Source organism: Kouleothrix sp. (assembly GCF_046328425.1).
In the GTDB taxonomy this organism is placed as follows: Bacteria; Chloroflexota; Chloroflexia; order Chloroflexales; family Roseiflexaceae; genus Kouleothrix.
In genome coordinates this window covers 82,394-99,719 of record NZ_JAXLWP010000004.1, presented here as the reverse complement: position 1 = coordinate 99,719, position 17,326 = coordinate 82,394, and the positions used below count along the sequence as shown (strand labels likewise).

Here is a 17,326-nt window from a genome sequence, read left to right as displayed (position 1 = left end):
ACATCCGCACCGGGTTTCACGAAAGACGGAAGACGAATCAGCGCCGTCTTCCGTCTTTTGTGCTTCGTCCTTTATTCGGAAAATTCGGATCGAACCTGCGGTAGCCTGTACTCAGAACTGTGTCAACAGCGTTTGCCTGTATGTTCAGTGTCATGGTGAGCGCAGCTTCCTTTTCTCGATGGAAATCGGTGTTTATCCGTGAGATGTTTCACCCCGTTCAGCCTGACATGGAGCCTCGTTGGCTCAGCGAATATGCGCTCACTTCGTTGACATGCTACAAGGGCATGGTGCAATCGAGCTTGATGCGCGGGGCGCGATCGATCGCGCCCATACAGAGCCAAAGATGCGGGGCGGTGATGGATCGCGCCGGTACGCACTCGCTGCTCGTTCGGGCGTTAAAGGCGGTGGTAGCGCGGCGCGGCGAACTCATCGCCGGCAACTTCGTCGAGGTTGGCGATCGCCAGCAGGCCGCGCTGGTCGAGGTACTCGACGTGGGCGCCGACCTCCTCGATCGCCAGCAGAATATTGTAGCCGTCGACGTGCGGGTAGATCTGCTTCGACAGCTCGTTGATCGTGCGCGGCTCGGCGCAGGCCGCTAGCAGCCGCTCGAGCTTGCGCTGGTGCGACGCCTCGATCTGCGCGATCCGCTCGTACAGGTCGCCGATCGGCCCCTCGTGGCCGCCGAGCGCCAGGTGGATGCCCGGCACCGCCGCGATCTTGCGCAGCGCCTCGAGGTAGTGGCCCAGCCCCGTCGAGGGCGTGATGCTCTCGGGGGCCATGTGCGGCGACGTGTGCGGCAGCACGTGGTCGGCGCTGAGCAGCACATCGTCGATCTGCAGGCACACCTGGCCGGGGCAGTGGCCGGGCGCGTGCAGCACCAGCATGCGATCGTCGAGCAGGTCGCCGTCGCGCAGCACCGTCTCGACCTCGGTCGACCGCAGCAGGCCCTTGCTCCAGCCGTACATACCCATGAGGCTGGCGTGGTTCGACTCGGAGACGCCGGCGCGCCACAGGAACGCCGACACCGCGCGGCTGGCCAGCACCAGCCGCTCCTCGTGGTTCGTCAGCACACGCCGGTCGAGCTCGTGCACCGCCAGCGGCGCGCTGGTGAGCGCGCGCACCGCGCCCAGGCCACCGTAGTGGTCGACATGCGCGTGGGTGATCACGACGCGGCGGATATCGGCCCAGCCGATGCGCGCGCCCCAATCGTCGCGGATCTGCTCCATTCCGCGCCGGATGTGCTCGCTGCTCTGGCCAAGGCCGCTGCCGGTATCGACAAGCGCGACATACTCGCCGTCGACGACGAGGTAGACGTTCGCGACGAGCATGGGGAAGACCTGCGCCGAGATGCGGTAGATCCAGGCGCCGCGCTCGGTTTCGTAACGAACGACAGGTTCAACTGACACGGCCGCCTCGCTCGCTGTATAGTCTGCTATTCGGCGGGTAGTATACACCTTTTAGGTTACATTGACACGCCGTACGGCAGGTTTTTGTGGTGGGGGTTCGGCGGCGGCGAAGCCACCCCCGCAATTGCTTTAGGGCTTACGCAGCTGGCGCGCTCAGCCTTCGGCAGAGGGGTACTCTTCTCCGTATCGTGTGCGGTTTCTCCGGAAAACCGCCTGCAAAACATCAAAGCCCAGGGGCAAGAGCGCCGGCCGCAAGGCAGCGCGGCTATGGGTGCAGCACCAGCAGCAGCGGCGCGATCGCCAGCCACGAAAGGCGCGCCAGGTCGTCGTTCACAAACGAGATGCCAAGCGAGATCACGAACACCAGCGGCGCCACCAGCGTGCGCAGGCGGCTATTGCGCAGCTGCCTGGCGTCGAGCGGGCGCGCCAGCAGCCGGCCGCCGGCGCCGCTGGCATACCACCACAGCGCCCAGGTCATCAGGCCGGTCACGATCATGGTGAGCGCGTAGAACACCGTGGCCACCTGGCCGGTGTACTCGCCGATGATGCTGGTGGGGAACGGGATGAAGCCGACGCACAGCAGCAGCAGCAGGTTGAGGAACATCAGCCGGCCGTCGTAGCGCGCGATCGAGCGAAACATGCGGTGGTGCGACATCCAGTACATGCCGATCACCAGAAAGCTGATGCCGTAGCTCAGGTAGCGCGGCCAGATGCCCAGCAGCGCCGCCAGCAGATCGGCGCCGGAGGACATCTCGGCGCCGGCGGGCAGGCGGATCTCGAGCGCCAGCAGGGTGATCGCGATCGCGAACACTGCGTCGCTGAAGAAGATCACGCGCTCCAGCCCGAGGTCGTGCTCTGGCTCGGCGGCTGCGTGCTCGGCGGCGCGCGCCCGGCGCGTCGCCGCGCTTTCGCGATGGCTCATGGGCGTACTCCTCCTCTTGCCAGGGCCGGCGCCGCCTCTCTGCCGCAGCGCCAGCCGCCACGGTGATACCAGCTTCGCTTGATTACTTACACTTTGGTGGGGGTTTGGGGGCGGCGAAGCCGCCCCGAAATTCCTTATTATGTTGCAGCGTGGCTTCGCCACTCAGTGCAACGCAATCTATTAAGCGATCAAGCGAGCAGCCTATTATACGCGATCCTGCTGCCAACGAGCAGGCCCCCGCTCGCATGGCCAGGGCTCGTGCAACGTCTTTCGACCCCTCCCCCTGGCTTTGTGGTGCGGTCGCGGCGGCGACCGCACCACAAAGCCAACAACCCCCCTCCCCGCGCGCGGGAGAGGGGGTGAGGGCCGACTTTTCGCATGGCGAGCGGGGGCCTGCGGCTTGCGGAGCGCGCGGCCTACGGCGGGGTCACCTCGATGAACACCCGGCTGTTGGGCGGCTGAGTTGCATCCATGCGTGCAGTCGTGGCGGTGTACATTTCGCCATACTTGGCGCGCAGCGCCGCCTCGGCGGCGGGCGCCTCGTCGGGGCCGAGCACGCGCGCGCGGCCGGACACCGCCGGCCCCTGCAGATTCCCCACCCGGTCGCTCGGCGCCACCAGCACCGCAGGCGTAGCGCGAATACGCGCGACCTTCTTGAGGTTCTGGTTGGTGGTGACGTACACGCGCCCGGCCACCTCGGCGAACCACACCGTGGTAGGAACCGCCTCGCCGCTGGCGCGGTAGGTGGTGAGCACCATGAAATCGGCGCCGGCCAGCGGCGCGAAGTACGCCGGATCGTCTTGTGATGCCTCAGTCATTGGGAAAAACTCCTGTATTTTTCATGTTGGTTAGGAGTTACGCACTTGGCGTGCTCAGCCTTCGGCAGAGCGGTACTTTCCTTTTGGACGTATGCAGTTTTTCCGCGCGGAGCGCGGAAAAACTGCACACAGAAGATGAACAGGTACTATGCTGCCGCAGGCTCAATCTCATCGCTTGAGGAAGCCGAAACACGCAAATGCGCAACTCCTAGTTGGTATCTAGAAGCTGCTACGTACGGCGCGGCGCGGCGGATCTGCCGCGCCTCACTCGTCGAGCAGCACCACCGGCTCCTGGTAGTAGCGAATGCGCCGGCCGGCCAGCTTCTCTTGCAGCATGCGGTCGAGCTGGTCGCTCTTGGCGGCCAGCGGCTCGTCGCCGCGCAGAAACGCGAGCGGCAGGTTGAGGCGTAGCACGCGCCCAGGGATGACAAAGCGCGTGATGCCGGCCGGCAGCACGCGCCCGGCCGCCGCCAGCGCCAGGATGCTGTCGGCGGTGAGCTGCGGGAACACCACCAGCCCGGCGAGCTGCGGGAACTGCGCCTTGAGCGCGCCCATGTCGGTGGCGAGCGTGCGCTCGACGCTGCCCCAGGCGGTGTAGCGCTCGACCGCCGGGTTGAGCACGTCGAGCCAGTCGTGCTGCTGATCAGGCGCGGCGCGTAAGAGGAAGCCGCGCTTATCGGCGGTATAGAGCCCGGCCAGCGCCTGCTCGATCTGCAGGCGCTCGCGCAGCTGCTCGGGCGCCAGCTCGCGCAGCTCGAGCCCCGGCACGGCGTGCAGCAGCGCCAGCAGGCCCTCGGGCGAGGCGCCCGAGATCGCGTGGAACCAGGTGTGCGCGTTGTGGTTGGCCTGGTCGGCCGGCACGATCTGCACGACGGTGTGCGGGAAGCCGAGCTGGCGCATCGCCGCGGTGCGGGTGGCGCCGTCGAGCACGACATAGCGGCCGTCGCGCTCGGCTACTACCGGCGGGTTGATCAGCGTGCCCTCGGCGTCGAGGCGCGCGGCCAGGTCGGCGGCGCGCTGGGCGTCGAACGACTCGTGCGGCACCACCAGGCTGAGCGGCACCACCCGCAGGCCGAGCGTGTCGGCCACGCGGCGCGGCCGCAGCAGCGCGATGATCTGCTCGGCTACGCTGATCGCCGCGCTGCGCTGGGCGTCTTCGGTGCTGGCGGCGATATGCGGCGTGGCCAGCACCTTGGCGTGGCCGGCCAGCGCGCTGTCCATGGCCGGCTCCTGCGCGAACACGTCGAGCGCGGCGCCGGCCAGCCGGCCGGCGTCGAGCGCCGCCAGCAGCGCGGCCTCGTCGATCACGCCGCCGCGCGCCGTGTTGACGATGTAGGCGCCGGGCTTCAGCAGCGCCAGCTCGGCCGCGCCGATCAGCCCGTTCGTCTCGGGGCGCAGCGGCACGTGCAGCGTCACGAAGTCGGCGGCGCGCAGCAGCACCTGCAGGTCGGCCTGCTCGACGCCCCACTCCAGCGCCAGCTCGGGCGTGAGCCGCGGCTGGTTGACGAGCACGCGCATGCCGAAGGCCTGGGCGTACTTCGCCACCTGCCGGCCGATCCGCCCGAACCCGACGATCCCCAGCGTCTTGCCCATCAGGCCGGTGCCCATCAGGCGCGATTTCTCCCAGCGCCCGGCCTTCATGCTCTGGTCGGCGGCGACAAGCCGGCGCGCCAGCGTCAGCATCAGGCCGAGCGTGTGCTCGGCTACGGCCACGGTGTTGGCGTCGGGGCAGTTCACCACCTCGACGCCCTGCACGCGCGCGGCCGAGACGTCGATGCTGTCGAGGCCGGCGCCGGCCCGGCCGATCACCCGCAGGCGCTGGCCGGCGGCGATCACCGACGCCGGCACTTTGGTGGCGCTGCGCACGATCAGCGCGTCGGCGTCGGCCACGGCCTGCTCGAGCTGCTCGCGCGCCAGGCCCGGGCGGATGTCGACGGTCGCGTGCTGGCGCAGCAGCGCGATCCCATCCTCGTGGATCAGGTCGCACACAAGGACGCGCGGCTGGTGGGCGCTCATGGGCTTGCTCCTGTTGTTGTGTTCAGGCTAGCTGCGGCCGCGGCCGGCCTACAAAGATGTATGCGCGGGCAGCCTTGCCACCCGCGCACCAACCAAAGAGCTTCTCGAATTGTGGGTATACGTTTGCCGAGGTAACGCTGGTACGCAGCGCTAATGATACCGCAACTGGCGCGCGGCTACGCCGCCGGTTGTTGCGCCTGGCGCAACCGCAACGGGCGTGCGGCTAGCGCACGCGCACGTTCTCCTGGCCCTGCTGCTCGGCGTAGCCCGTCAGCTCGACATAGCCGCTGCCCGAGGCGGGCTGGCCGCCGGCCGTGCCCTCGAAGCGCACCGCGCCCTCCCAGTACACCGTCGCCAGCGGCAGCTCTTGGTCGGCCAGGTATGGCGTGATCGTCAGGTCGATGCCGGCCGAGGCCACGCGCAGCCGCCATGTGGAGGGGTAGGCTCCGCCGCTGCGCGGGCTCTGCCATGTGCCGAGCACGTCGATGCGCGCGTCGTCGCGGGCGATTGGCGTGGCGGTGCCATCGGCGGCGATCAGCGTGCCGCTGCTGTAGCTGTCGGCCGCGCCGCTTTTCTGGCGCAGCTGGAAGTACATCAGGTCGCGGCCGTCGGCCAGCTGCAGCGCGAACCAATCCCAGCCGGCCACATTGGCGGCGAGCGAGCTGGTGCTCCACTCGCGATCCATCCAGCTCAGCCCGCTGACATCGTAGCGCGCGCCGCCGGCCGCCACCGAGCCGCGCGTGGGCATGCGCGTCAGCGAGTAGTAGTACGAGGCATTGCCCGGCTCGGCGCTCTTCTGGCTGAGGCCGCGGTCGCCCTGCAGCACCACTGGCTTGCCGGCGTCGAGCGTGAGGTCGATCGCGACCTCGCCCTGCTGGGCGCGCAGGCGCATAGGCGTGGCGCCGCCGACGCCCTCGGCGCTCCAGCCCTCGAGCCAGACCCGGAACGGGTCGCCCTGGGCGCCGGCCAGCCCGGCCGCGTCGCGGCTGAAGCGGTCGAAGGCGTAGAACTGCTTGCCGGCAACGTCGCTGAGCGCGAAGTGCGCCATGTAAATATTCGACGCGCCCCAGTCGGATGCTCGCTCGGCCGGCTTGGGCGCCAGGCCGAAGCGGAAGAACGTGAGCTGGTAGCCGAAGTGCCGGCCGTCGGCGGCGCTCAGGTTGCCGGTGTAGTACCACCACTCGGTGGCGTACTCCTGGTGCGGGCCGTGATCCTGCGGGAACACGAACTGGCGCGGGCGCGTGGCGCGCGCAAACCCCGCCGCGCCCGATCCGCCCACCGCCTCGACCGCCGAGATCTGGCCGAGCGGGCCGGCCGCCGGCGTGGCGCCGCCGCACGCCGCCAGCAGCAGCGCCGCCACGAGAAACATGAATGCTTTGCGCATAGTAGCTGCCTTATGTCTGCTTGTCTTCGGGATGTGCGCCCGCAACGCCGTGCTGGCGGCCGGCCACACAGCCGCCCTGCTGGAACACTAGCATATTCTACGCCTCGCCGGCTGGCGGGGATGCTGTGAACTGGCGTACATCCCGCTGTCATCCTGCCGTAATGTCGTGAATGGTGCGGGCTCGCGCCGAGCGGCGTTCTACATAGTGGAACGTGCGAACATCGGCGCGGAGCTGAAGGAGCCGCCGCCGGCCGCGCGGCTAACCGCAGGCACAGGCGCAATTACAGCGGCGCCCGTTTCCAGGCCCTCGCCCGCAACGTTAACCTAAACGAATGCATTGTCTTAGCCAACGATGGCTAGGTGGGAAGCGCTGGCACCGCGCGAGCGCATGGCAGCCATATGCCAAAAGCGCCTTTCGCGCGCCTGGGATCGCGATCTAATGAAGTGTGCGGCGGTGTGGGAGCGTCATCGCGGATCGCCAGGGATAGAGCACGAGCGTTCACGCCATCATCGCAACCGAGGGATCACCAGTATGACACAGCGAAGCGAGGCACGGCTCGACTCTGGCGCCATGCGCCAGATCGAACGCTGGGATATCGCCCCACAGGCTAGCTCGATCATCGCGCTCATTCCGGCCTACAATGAAGAACGATTCATTGGCAGCCTGGTGCTGAATGTCCAGCAGTTCGTCGATCAGGTCGTGGTTGTCGACGACGGCTCGGCCGACCAGACTGCCCAGATAGCGCGGCGCGCCGGTGCGATGGTGCTGCGCCACCAGGCCAACAGCGGCAAGGCCGCGGCGGTGAACACCGGCTTCAACTACCTGCGCCAGCTCGGCCCGGCCGCCGTGGTGATGCTCGACGGCGACGGCCAGCACTGCGCCGACGATATCCCGGCCGTGCTCGAGCCAGTGCTGGCCGGCCACGCCGATATCGTCGTCGGCTCGCGCTTCCTCGATGTCAAGAGCGACATCCCGGCGTACCGCCAGGTGGGGCAGCACAGCCTGACGCTGCTGACCAACCTGGCCTCGGGCGTGCCGATCAGCGACTCGCAGAGCGGCTACCGCGCTTTCTCGGCGGCGGCGCTGGCGGCGCTGACCTTCGGCCACGGCGGGTTCTCGCTCGAGTCCGAGATGCAGTTCCTGGCCAACGAGCACCGGCTGCGGATCGTCGAGGTGCCGATCAAGGTTGTGTACGCCGAGCCGGCCAAGCGCAACCCGGTGAGCCACGGCATGCAGGTGGTGAACGCGGTGATGCGCCTGGTAGGCCAGACGCGGCCGCTGCTGTTTTTCGGCGCGCCTGGCTTCGCCACGCTGCTGGCCGGAGTGCTGCTCGGGCTGTATGTGATCCGGATCTACGCCACCAGCCACCAGCTCGCCCAGGGCTACGCGCTGATCACCGTGGCGCTCAGCCTCGTCGGCCTGCTGCTGCTGTTCTCGGCGATCATCCTGCACTCGGTGCGCGGCATGATCGTCGATCTGCGCCAGCGCCTGATCGAGCGCCTGGCCGACCCATACCAGCGCAAGGTCGACTACCGCGCGCTCGAGGAGCCCTACGACGACGCCGGGGCGGCCGGCGGCCAGTTGCTGAAAGAGCGCGAGCATGCGAGCTAGCATCGTCGTCGTCACACACAACAGCGCCGGCTACATCGAAGCCTGCCTGCGCGCAATCAGCGCCGACATGGGCGCGCACGACGAGCTGATCGTCGTCGACTGCGGCTCGGCCGACGGCACCGCCGAACTGGTGCGCGCGCGCTTTCCCCAGGCGCGGCTGCTGGCGGCCGCGAACCTGGGCTTCGCCGGCGGCAACAACCTGGGCGCGCAGCTGGCGAGCGGCGAGTACCTGGTGCTGCTAAACCCCGACACGCTGGTGCGGCCCGGCGCGATCGACGCGCTGATCGCGCCGCTGGCGCGCCACGCCGACGTCGGGCTCAGCACCGGCTGCGTGGTGCATCTGCGCCGGCCGGCAATCGTCAATGCCTGCGGCAATACCATGCACTACACCGGGCTGACATACTGCCGTGGCGCCGGCCGGCCGGCCAGCCAGTACGCCGCGCCGGCCGATGTCGACGCGGTGTCGGGCGCGGCCTGCGCGATCCGCCGCGCGCTGTTCGAGGCGCTGGGCGGCTTCGACGACCACTTCTTTATGTATGTCGAAGATACCGACCTCTCGCTGCGGGCGCGGCTGGCCGGCTTTCGCTGCGTCTACGCCCCCGGCGCGCTGGTCGAGCACGACTACCGGCCCGGCTACAGCCCCGACAAAGCCTTCTACCTCGACCGCAACCGCCACCTGATGCTGCTGAAGAACCTGCGGCGCGCCACCTACGCGCGGCTGCTGCCGGGGCTGCTGCTGGGCGAGGCGGTGACATGGGGCTTTCTGCTGCTGAAAGGCCCGCGCTTCTGGGGCGTCAAGCTGCGCGTGTACCGCGCGCTGTGGGCCGAGCGCGGGTACATCCGCGCGGCGCGCCAGGCCGGCAGGGCGCTGCGCCGCAGATCGGACCGCGCCGTGCTGGCGCGCCTGACGTGGCGGCTTGAATTTGGCCAGCTGGCCAGCCGCACGCTGGCCGCGTGCGCGGCGGCGGTCTTTCACCCGGTGTTCTGGGCGCTGCGCGCGCCGATCGGCGGAGGGCGGGCATGAGCATGCGCATTGCCCACGTCAGCGCGACTTTCCCGCCCTACCGCGGCGGCACCGGCAACGTGTGCCTGCACAACGCGCTGGCGCTGGCGCGGCGCGGCCACGAGGTTCACGTGTTTACGGCTGCCGGAGGCGCGCCGGCCCGCGAAGAGCGCGATGGCGTGGTCGTGCGCCGGCTGCGCCCGCTGCTGCGGGTGGGCAATGCGCCAGTGCTGCCGGGGCTGCTCGGCGCGCTGCGCGGCTTCGATATCGTGCACCTGCACTACCCGTTTTTTGGCGGCGAGATCAGCGCGCTGGCGGCGGCGCTCGGCCGCACGCCGCTGGTGATCACCTACCACCAGGACGTGCTGCTGCGCGGCGCGATCGGGCTGGCCGAGCGCGCCCTGCGCCATACCTCCGGCCGCGTAGCGCTGCGCTCGGCGGCGCGCGTGCTGTTCACCTCGCGCGACTACGCGCGCGCCAGCTATGCCCGTGGGCTGCTGCGCGGCCGCGATCAGCGCGTCGGCGAGCTGCCGAACGGCGTCGATATCGATTTCTTCACCCCCGGCGTGGCCTCGGCTGTGCAGCGCGCCGGCATCGCGCCGCAGTCGGGCGATCGCGTGGCGCTGCTGGTGGCCGGGCTCGATCACGCGCACTACTTCAAGGGCGTGCCGGTGTTTCTGCAGGCGCTTGCCGGGCTGCCGCGCCATATCAAGGGCGTGATCGTCGGCGATGGCGATATGCGCGCCGAGTATGGCGCGCTGGCTGGCCGCCTGCGCCTCGACACGCGCGTGCTGTTCGCCGGGCGCGTGGCCGACGACGAGCTGCCGGGCTACTACCGGCTGGCCGATGTCACCGTGCTGCCCTCGACGACCATGGGCGAGGCGTTCGGGCTGGTGCTGCTCGAGTCGATGGCCTGCGCAACGCCGGTGATCGCTAGCGACCTGCCGGGCGTGCGCACGGTGGTATCGCACGGCCGCGATGGCCTGCTGGCGCCGCCGGGCGACGCCGCCGCGCTGAGCCGCGCGCTGGCACGCATCCTCGGCGACGAGCGCCGGCGCCAGGCCATGGGCCAGGCCGGGCGCATCAAGGCCGTGACATACTACGACTGGAATACGATCGGCGCGCGGCTGGAAGACGAGTATGTCGCCGTGCTGGCGCGCCGCCCCGCTCCGGCCGGCGTCTATGCGCGAGGCGACGAATGATCGGCACGCAGCCCGCGAGCACGCTCCCGCCGCTCGACTACCGCTACGCGCTCGATGCCGCGCTGGCGACGGTTGGCGCCGCGCCGCTGGCGATCTGCCGCGCCGACGAGCTGCGCGACGCGGTGGAGCAGCGCGTTGCGCGCGGCGAGGCAGGCCCGGGCGGGCTGTGGATCGAGCCCGACGCGCGCGGCTGGCACGAAGACCTGGCGGCCTTCGCGCGCGCGCTGGCGCCTGGCGCGCCACTGGCGATAGTCATGTCGCTGCCGCTGGCCCGGCTGCTGCCCGAGCGGCGCGGCTGGGGCGGGGCGCCGCTGGGTTTGCGCGGCGCCGGGGCCGGCCAGCTGATCGACGCGCTGGCGCCGGCCGGGTTTACGCTGCGTGCGCGCCACGGCGTCCACAGCCTTGCGTCGATCGTGCTGCAGGCGCTGAGCCGCCGCGCAGGCCAACCCGACCTTGCCGACCGGCTGTATTTTGCCGCGCGGCTGCGCTACCGCGCCGAGGGCCGCTCCGCCGGCCTCGCGGCGGTCGCGCTGCTGATTGCAGATAAGAACGGCTAGCCCATGGAACTTCAGCCCGCAGCAACCGAAATGCCCGCCCGCGCGCCCGCGCCGAAGCCGTTTGACCACGCGCTGGCCCGCCTCGACGCCTGGCTCGAAACTATCCGCGGCGCGGGCGGCTACGGCGGCCCGGTGGCGCACTGGTGGCGCCAGAGCCTGAGCTACACCGGCCCCGGCCGCGACTGGCGCTACGAGGGGATCGTCGCGGGCTACCTGCTGCTGTGGCGCCGCAGCGGCGACGAGCTCTGGCAGAGCAAGGCCCAGCGCGCCGGCGACGACCTGCTGGCTGGCCAAGTGGGCTACCACTACGCCGCCTCGGGCTTTGAAGAAAACCCCAGCTCGGCCGGAACACCACACGAGGCCGCCGCCGACGTGGCGCTGCTGCTGCTGGCGCTGGCGCTGCGCCAGGCCAGGCGCGCCGGCGCCGAGCACTACGCCGCCGGCGCGGTGCGCAACCGGCACGGCTTCTATATCGACCAGCTGTGGGACGCAAACGCCAAATCGTTTCGCGACAGCCCGGCGGTGGCGTCGTTTGTGCCGAACAAGGCCGCCACCGCCTGCGAGGCGCTGTTTCTGCTGGCCGAGCTCACCGGCGACAGCAGCTGGGTCGATCGCTACGCGCTGCCCAATCTGCGGCGCATCCTCGAGCACCAGGTGCGCACGCCCGGCCGGCTGTACGGCGCGATCGCTCAGAACAGCTTTGGCCCGCGCGTCGTCGAGAAGTATTTCCCGATCTACATCGCGCGCTGCGTGCCGGCGCTGCTGCGCGGCTTCGGCTGGACAAACGACGAGCGCCTGCTCGACGGCGCGCTGGGGGCAATGCGCTTTGTGGTGAGCTGGATGGACGCCGACGGTACGCTGCCGACGGCAATCTACGCCAACGCCAAAGCCAGCCGCGGCCCGGCCTGGCTGGCGCCACTCGGCGACGTGCTGCGCGCCGCCGACCTGCTGCGGCCGCACGGCTTCGCCGCCGACCTGCGCGCGGCCCAGCAGCACCTGCTGGCCGCCCAGGACGCGAGCGGCGGTATTCAGACGGCGCGCGGCTTCGCGGCCCAGGCGTTTGGCCGGCCGGCCAAGCTGCCCGACGCGCGCGACCTGCTGCATGTCGCCGGCTGGTGCGACAAGGCGTTTCGCTACATGGCCGCGCACGCTGGCCCGGCCCTGCCGGCCGCGCGCAGCGAGCCGTTCGAGGCCGAGTGCTCCTTTGGCGGACGGTCGTTCGTTATGGCCGAGACCCCGGCCGAGCTGACGTTCGCGCGGCGCGGCGCGGTGTGCTACCGCTGGCGCAAGGGCGCCGCGTGGGCCGAAATCAACGACCCGGTGTTCTGGCTGGCCTGAAAAATAAAACGCGCTTTCGCGCCCGTATGCGGATGTTGCTATGAACAATCGACATTTCCGGCTTCAAGGTATCCGACAAGCTCAGCAGACAGCGAACCGTAATGTGGGTAAGCTGTTTCTCATAGGCCTGGCGTCTGTTGCGGCCTACAATTGGCAGCGGTGGCAGCGCGATAAAGCGCTGGCCGAACGGCTTCGCGCCGCGCAGACGCCCGCACCCGCGCTCGACAACCCGCCGCAGGTGAGCGCGCTGGTGGCGGCCTGGAACGAGGTTGAGCATATCGACGCGCACATCCAATCATTTCTGGCGCTGCGCTACCCGAATATCGAGCTGGTGCTGTGCGCCGGCGGCTACGATGGCACGCTGGCCAAGGCCCGGCTGTACGCCGGCGAGCGCGTGATTGTGATCGAGCAGCATGCCGGCGAGGGCAAGCAAAAGGCGCTGGCGCGCTGCTACGAGCACGCCCACGGCGACGTGATCTACCTGACCGACGCCGACTGCCGCTTCGACGACGACGCCCTGGCGCGGCTGCTCGGCCCGATTGTCAACGAGGGCGAGCACGCCGCGACGGGCGGCTCGCGGCCGCTGGCGCAGCAGGCCGACCAGATCTTGCCGGCCTACCTGTGGGCCTCCGACGTGGTGGCCGGGCTGCGCAACGTGCCGTACACCGCCGGGCTGCTTGGCCGCAATGCCGCCGCCACGCGCGAGGCGATCGACCGGAGCGGCGGGCTCGATTTCGAGGCGCGCACCGGCACCGATTACCAGCTGGCTCGCCGGCTGCTCGCCTCGCACACCAAGATCCGTAACGTGCCGGCGAGCGTGGTCGAAGCGGAGTACCCGCCAACGTACGGCGAGTACCAGCGGCGCCAGTCGCGCTGGCTGCGCAATCTGCTGCTGTATAGCCGGCGCTACGGCGCGGCGGAGGATGCGCGCGCGACCTGGAGGACGATCGGAACCGGCCTGGCAATGCTGGCCATGCCCGCTTTCGCACTGCGGCTCGGGCCTGCCGTGCTGGCGCTGTGGGCTTTGATTGTCGCGTACGCGGCCGGCGCGAAGCTGCGCTATGCCGCCTTCACCGAGCGCCTGTATGCCCTGCGTTTGCCGAAGCGCCTGCCGGCCCTGCTGCTGCCGCTCACGCTCGTCGATTTCGCGATCTGGGCCTCGCCGATCATCGACCTGCTCGACCCGCGGAGGCGCGAGCGATGGTAGCGCCCCGGCGGCAACCGGCCGCGCCGGCGTGGGTGGCGGAGTGGCACGGCACCGTGGCGCTGATTGCCAAGCCGGGCGGCATGCACACCGGCGTCGGGCGCTACGCGCGGATGCTGCACGATGGCCTGCGCGCCTCCGGCGCCGACGCGCAGCGCGTCGCGCCGGTGCTGCCGCCGCTGCCGGGCATCGGCTATCGGCTGTTGGGGCGGCTGGGCCTCGACGCCCGCGCATTCTTCGGCACCTACCTGGTGGGCGCGCTACCCGCGCGCCGATGTCTACCACCTTACCAGCCAGAACCTGGCCTCGCTGCTGCTGTTTCGCCGCCCGGCCGGCAAAGTCGTCGTCACCGTGCACGACATCATCCCGTATATGCTGCGCGCCGACCGGCAGCTGAGCGTGTATCGCGGCGCGGCCGACCGGCTGTTCGACCGCATGGCCATGGCCGGGCTGAAGCGCGCCGACCGGCTGATCGCGGTTTCGCACTATAGCAAGCGCTCGGTGGTTGCGCTGCTGCACATTCGCGCCGATCAGATCGACGTCGTGCACGAAAGCGTCGACCACTCGCGCTTCCGGCCGCTCGATGTGCCGGCTGCGCTTCGCGAGCGCTACAGCCTGCCCGCCGGCCGCCGCTACCTGATCTACGTCGGCTCGGACGACCCGCGTAAGAACCTGGCGACGCTGCTGCGCGCGCTGGCCGAGCTGCGGCAGACGCAGCCCGATGTCGAGCTGATCAAAGTCGGCCGGGCGCATTTCGATGCCGAGCGCGCCAGGCTGCGTGCGCTGGCCGCCGAGCTTGGCCTGGCCGGGGCGATCCACTGGCTCGACGATGTGCCCGAGCGCGATCTGCCGCTGCTGTACGGGCTGGCCGATCTGTGCGTGATGCCGTCGCTGTACGAGGGCTTCGGGTTCCCGGTGATCGAGGCCATGGCCTGCGGCACGCCGGTGGTGGCCGCGAATGCCAGCTCGCTGCCCGAGCTGCTGGGCGACGCCGGGCGGCTGTACGAGCCGCGCGATGTGCACGCGCTGGCCGAGGCCATCGGCGAGCTGCTTGGCCCGGGCGCGCGGCGCGAGCAGCTGCGCCAGCGCGCTGCGGCGCGCTCCGCGATTTCATGCCCGCAGCAGAGATCGAGAAGACGCTGGCGAGCTACACGATGCTTTAGGCTTCATCGGTACTATGCTCTGTATCGTGTGCGGCTTTTTCGCGCTCCGCGCGGAAAAACCGCACACAGAAGATCAATAAGTACCATGCTGCCGCAGGCTCAATCTCCTGCCTTTGCGTAACTCCTATTTCCAACTGTACGGCAGGCGGCCATCGTACTGGCAACAAGGGCGTAGAGCTATGTACCCGCAATTATTCTCGAAGCATGCCGCCCGGCTCAATACCAGGCTCTTGCAGCAGCTGTGGGCCTGGCTGCATACGGCCGAGGGCGCGCCGTGTGTGCGACGCTGCTGGGCCACGCACTGCTGCACCTGGCGCTGCCGCTGTTCATGCCGCTCCCGTACTTCTCGGAGCTGAGCGCGCACGACGGGCGATCGTACTATGCGCTGGCCTACGACCCGGTTCCCGCGCAGCCGGCCTACTCGCTGATGCGCTACAAGCGCGTGCTGTTCGCGCTGGCGGCGCGCGCCGCCTGGCCGTGGGACGCGCACATCGGCTTCGCGCTGATTGGCATTGCCGCAGCGGCGATGGCGAACCTGTTCGTGTACCGCATTCTCGCGCGCTACACCCAGCAGCCGCTGCGCCCGGCGCTGCTGTTTGCCTGCTCGCCGTACCTGTTCGCCGCGGCGCACCTGGCCCTGCCCGACCCGGTGAGCGTGGCGCTGACGCTGGCGGCGCTGTATGCGCTGTTGGAAGGCCGCTTCGGCCGGCTGGTGCTCTACAGCGCCCTCGCGCTGCTGTTTAAGGAAGTTGCGGCTACGGCCGTGCTGGCGCTGGCGGTGCTCGCGTACGGCCGCTGGGGCTGGCGCCGCGCCGCCACCTACCTGGCTCTGTGCGGATTGCCCGTGCTGGGCGTGGTGGCGGTGTACGGCCAGGCGTGGGGACAGTGGCAGTGGTACCTGCTCGAAAGCCGCTCGACGATCGTGCCCGCGCCGATCACCCTGGTTTGGCTGATCGCCAGCGCGGCGTCGCCGGCGATCGTGCGGCTCGATAGCGCGATCAACCTTGGAATTCTCGCCCTGCTGGCGTGGGCGCTCTGGCGGCTGCGCTCGATCGACCGGCGGCTGCTGGTGTACTCGCTGATTGTCGTCGTCCCGCTGCTGTTCCTCGACGAGCGGCAGTATCAATCCGATTTCGACATGGCCCGCCAGTATATGGCAGTGGCCCCGGCGCTGCTGGCCTTTGCCGGGCCGGCCAACCGCGCCGGCAGGTGGCTGTTTCAGGCACTGTTGGCTGGAATGATCGCCTACGGCATGTATTACATTCTTTCAATATCGACCTTCTTTGTCACGTATAAGCACGAAATCCTCAGCATGCTTACGTTGTTCTGGTAATGACTAGAACTTACGCAAGTTGGCGCCTTCCGCCTTCGGCAGAGCGGTTCTATGCTTCCGTAGCGTGCGGTTTTCGCGCTCCGCGCGGAAAACCGCACACAGAAGATGAACACGTCATGCTGCCGCAGGCTCAATCTCGTACCTGTAGGAAGCCGAAGCACGCAAGTGCGTAACTCCTAATAACAGTGGAAGTTTTGTAGATCGAACAGACATACTATGAAAATTGCCTTCATCGACTTCATATTCGATCGCAACGCGCCGATTGGCACAACTGGCCTCAGCGAAGTGGTGTGGTGCCTGGCCGGCCCGCTCGCCGAGATGGGCAACGAGGTGCACGTGATTGCGCCATACCAGCGCGCCGACTACCCGGCGCCGAATGTACACGTGCACACCTTCGAGCTGCCGATCATCAACTACCGCAATATTGTCGGCCATATCCTGATCGTCAAGCGCGCGATCGACGTCCTGCGCCAGTTCGGGCCTTTCGATGTCGTCCACGCGCCCGAGTACCTGTCTACCGCGCTGCTGTGCCGGCTCTACCCCGACGCCCCGGTGGTGCTCACCGAGCCGGGCAATATCTTCGAGCGCATCGCCAATGGCAACCCGTACGATATCGTCACGACCCAGGTGTACAAGTGGGCCGCCGCGACATCGGGCAAGCGCTGCGCCAGGGTGATCGCCACCAGCGCCGAGATGGCCGACTGGTGGCAGCGCAGCGGCGCCGACGAGGCGCGCATCGCGCGCATCGCGCTCGGCGTCGATCTCGATGGCTTTGCCCCGCTGCCCGAGGCGCGCGCGCAGCTGCGCTGGGAGGCCGGCCAGCAGCATATCTTGTTTGTCGCGCGGCTGTCGGTCGAAACCGGCGCCGACTACCTGCTGCGCGCGCTGCCGGCGGTGGCGCAGGCATTTCCCAATGTCCGGCTGCACGTGATCGGCAGCGGCGCGGCCGAGCCACGGCTGCGCCAGCTGGCCGGCGACCTGCAGATCGCCGAGCGCGTGACGTGGTATGGCTGGGTGCCGCTGCGCGACCTGGCGCGCTACTACTCGGCCGCCGATGTCATGGCCTTCCCAGGCACCAGCGGCGGCACGCCGCGCGTGATGCTCCAGGCCATGGCCTGCGGCACGCCGTTTGTCGGGTCGGCGATTGGCGGCATTGTCGACCATATCCAGCCGAACAGGACGGGCTGGCTCGTGCCGCCGCGCGATTTCCACGCGCTTGCGCGCATCATCGTCGAGATACTGACCCAGACCGATTGCGCCCGCCAGGTGGCCGCTCAGGCGCAGGCATACGTGCACAGCCTGCACTGGCGCACGATCGCGCAGCATGTGTATGAAGATGTGTATCTGAAGATCTCGCCCTGATCGGGC

At 69.0% G+C, this 17,326-nt stretch carries 14 protein-coding genes; 9 read left to right on the top strand and 5 right to left on the bottom strand.

Annotated features, from left to right (window positions below):
* Positions 1 to 395: 395 nt before the first annotated feature.
* The 5 genes from U0177_RS03265 to U0177_RS03245 form a co-directional block, all read right to left on the bottom strand.
* Entirely contained in the window at positions 396 to 1,406 is a 1,011-nt protein-coding gene (locus U0177_RS03265; protein ID WP_409569158.1) for an MBL fold metallo-hydrolase, read from the bottom strand.
* A 265-nt stretch (positions 1,407 to 1,671) separates the two neighbouring features.
* A complete protein-coding gene (locus U0177_RS03260; protein WP_409569157.1) occupies positions 1,672 to 2,328 on the bottom strand; it encodes a TMEM175 family protein in 657 nt (218 codons plus the stop codon).
* Positions 2,329 to 2,744: 416 nt separating this feature from the next.
* Complete coding sequence (locus U0177_RS03255; RefSeq protein ID WP_409569156.1) at positions 2,745 to 3,146, bottom strand: PPOX class F420-dependent oxidoreductase; 402 nt, start codon at positions 3,144 to 3,146, stop codon at positions 2,745 to 2,747.
* Positions 3,147 to 3,410: 264 nt separating this feature from the next.
* Positions 3,411 to 5,162 (bottom strand): NAD(P)-dependent oxidoreductase, encoded by a 1,752-nt coding sequence (locus tag U0177_RS03250; RefSeq protein WP_409569155.1) that lies wholly within the window; start codon positions 5,160 to 5,162, stop codon positions 3,411 to 3,413.
* Between the two features lie 223 nt (positions 5,163 to 5,385).
* Positions 5,386 to 6,546 (bottom strand): lipocalin-like domain-containing protein, encoded by a 1,161-nt coding sequence (locus U0177_RS03245; protein WP_409569154.1) that lies wholly within the window; start codon positions 6,544 to 6,546, stop codon positions 5,386 to 5,388.
* A 532-nt stretch (positions 6,547 to 7,078) separates the two neighbouring features.
* On the opposite strand from U0177_RS03245, the gene U0177_RS03240 reads away from it, so the two are divergent.
* The 9 genes from U0177_RS03240 (at position 7,079) to U0177_RS03200 (ending at position 17,320) form a co-directional block, all read left to right on the top strand.
* Positions 7,079 to 8,158: a glycosyltransferase gene (locus tag U0177_RS03240; RefSeq protein ID WP_409569153.1), complete on the top strand. Its 1,080-nt coding sequence runs from the start codon at positions 7,079 to 7,081 to the stop codon at positions 8,156 to 8,158.
* Positions 8,148 to 9,182 (top strand): glycosyltransferase family 2 protein, encoded by a 1,035-nt coding sequence (locus tag U0177_RS03235; RefSeq protein ID WP_409569152.1) that lies wholly within the window; start codon positions 8,148 to 8,150, stop codon positions 9,180 to 9,182. The genes U0177_RS03240 and U0177_RS03235 overlap by 11 nt, the downstream gene beginning before the upstream one ends.
* Positions 9,179 to 10,363, top strand: a complete 1,185-nt coding sequence (locus U0177_RS03230; protein ID WP_409569151.1) for a glycosyltransferase family 4 protein — start codon at positions 9,179 to 9,181, stop codon at positions 10,361 to 10,363. The genes U0177_RS03235 and U0177_RS03230 overlap by 4 nt, the downstream gene beginning before the upstream one ends.
* Complete coding sequence (locus tag U0177_RS03225; RefSeq protein WP_409569150.1) at positions 10,360 to 10,920, top strand: hypothetical protein; 561 nt, start codon at positions 10,360 to 10,362, stop codon at positions 10,918 to 10,920. Before U0177_RS03230 ends, U0177_RS03225 begins: the two co-directional genes overlap by 4 nt.
* Positions 10,921 to 10,923: 3 nt before the next feature.
* A complete protein-coding gene (locus tag U0177_RS03220) occupies positions 10,924 to 12,258 on the top strand; it encodes a hypothetical protein (protein ID WP_409569149.1) in 1,335 nt (444 codons plus the stop codon).
* Positions 12,259 to 12,361: 103 nt separating this feature from the next.
* On the top strand, positions 12,362 to 13,465 hold the full coding sequence (locus U0177_RS03215) for a glycosyltransferase (protein ID WP_409569148.1): 1,104 nt from the start codon (positions 12,362 to 12,364) through the stop codon (positions 13,463 to 13,465).
* A 120-nt stretch (positions 13,466 to 13,585) separates the two neighbouring features.
* The gene (locus U0177_RS03210) at positions 13,586 to 14,746 is read left to right on the top strand and encodes a glycosyltransferase family 4 protein (RefSeq protein ID WP_409569147.1); all 1,161 of its coding nucleotides are present in this window, start codon (positions 13,586 to 13,588) and stop codon (positions 14,744 to 14,746) included.
* 153 nt (positions 14,747 to 14,899) lie between these two features.
* Positions 14,900 to 15,958 carry a hypothetical protein gene (locus U0177_RS03205; protein ID WP_409569146.1) on the top strand — a complete coding sequence of 353 codons (1,059 nt, stop codon included), beginning with the start codon at positions 14,900 to 14,902 and terminating at the stop codon, positions 15,956 to 15,958.
* Positions 15,959 to 16,174: 216 nt separating this feature from the next.
* The gene (locus U0177_RS03200; RefSeq protein ID WP_409569145.1) at positions 16,175 to 17,320 is read left to right on the top strand and encodes a glycosyltransferase family 4 protein; all 1,146 of its coding nucleotides are present in this window, start codon (positions 16,175 to 16,177) and stop codon (positions 17,318 to 17,320) included.
* Positions 17,321 to 17,326: the final 6 nt, after the last annotated feature.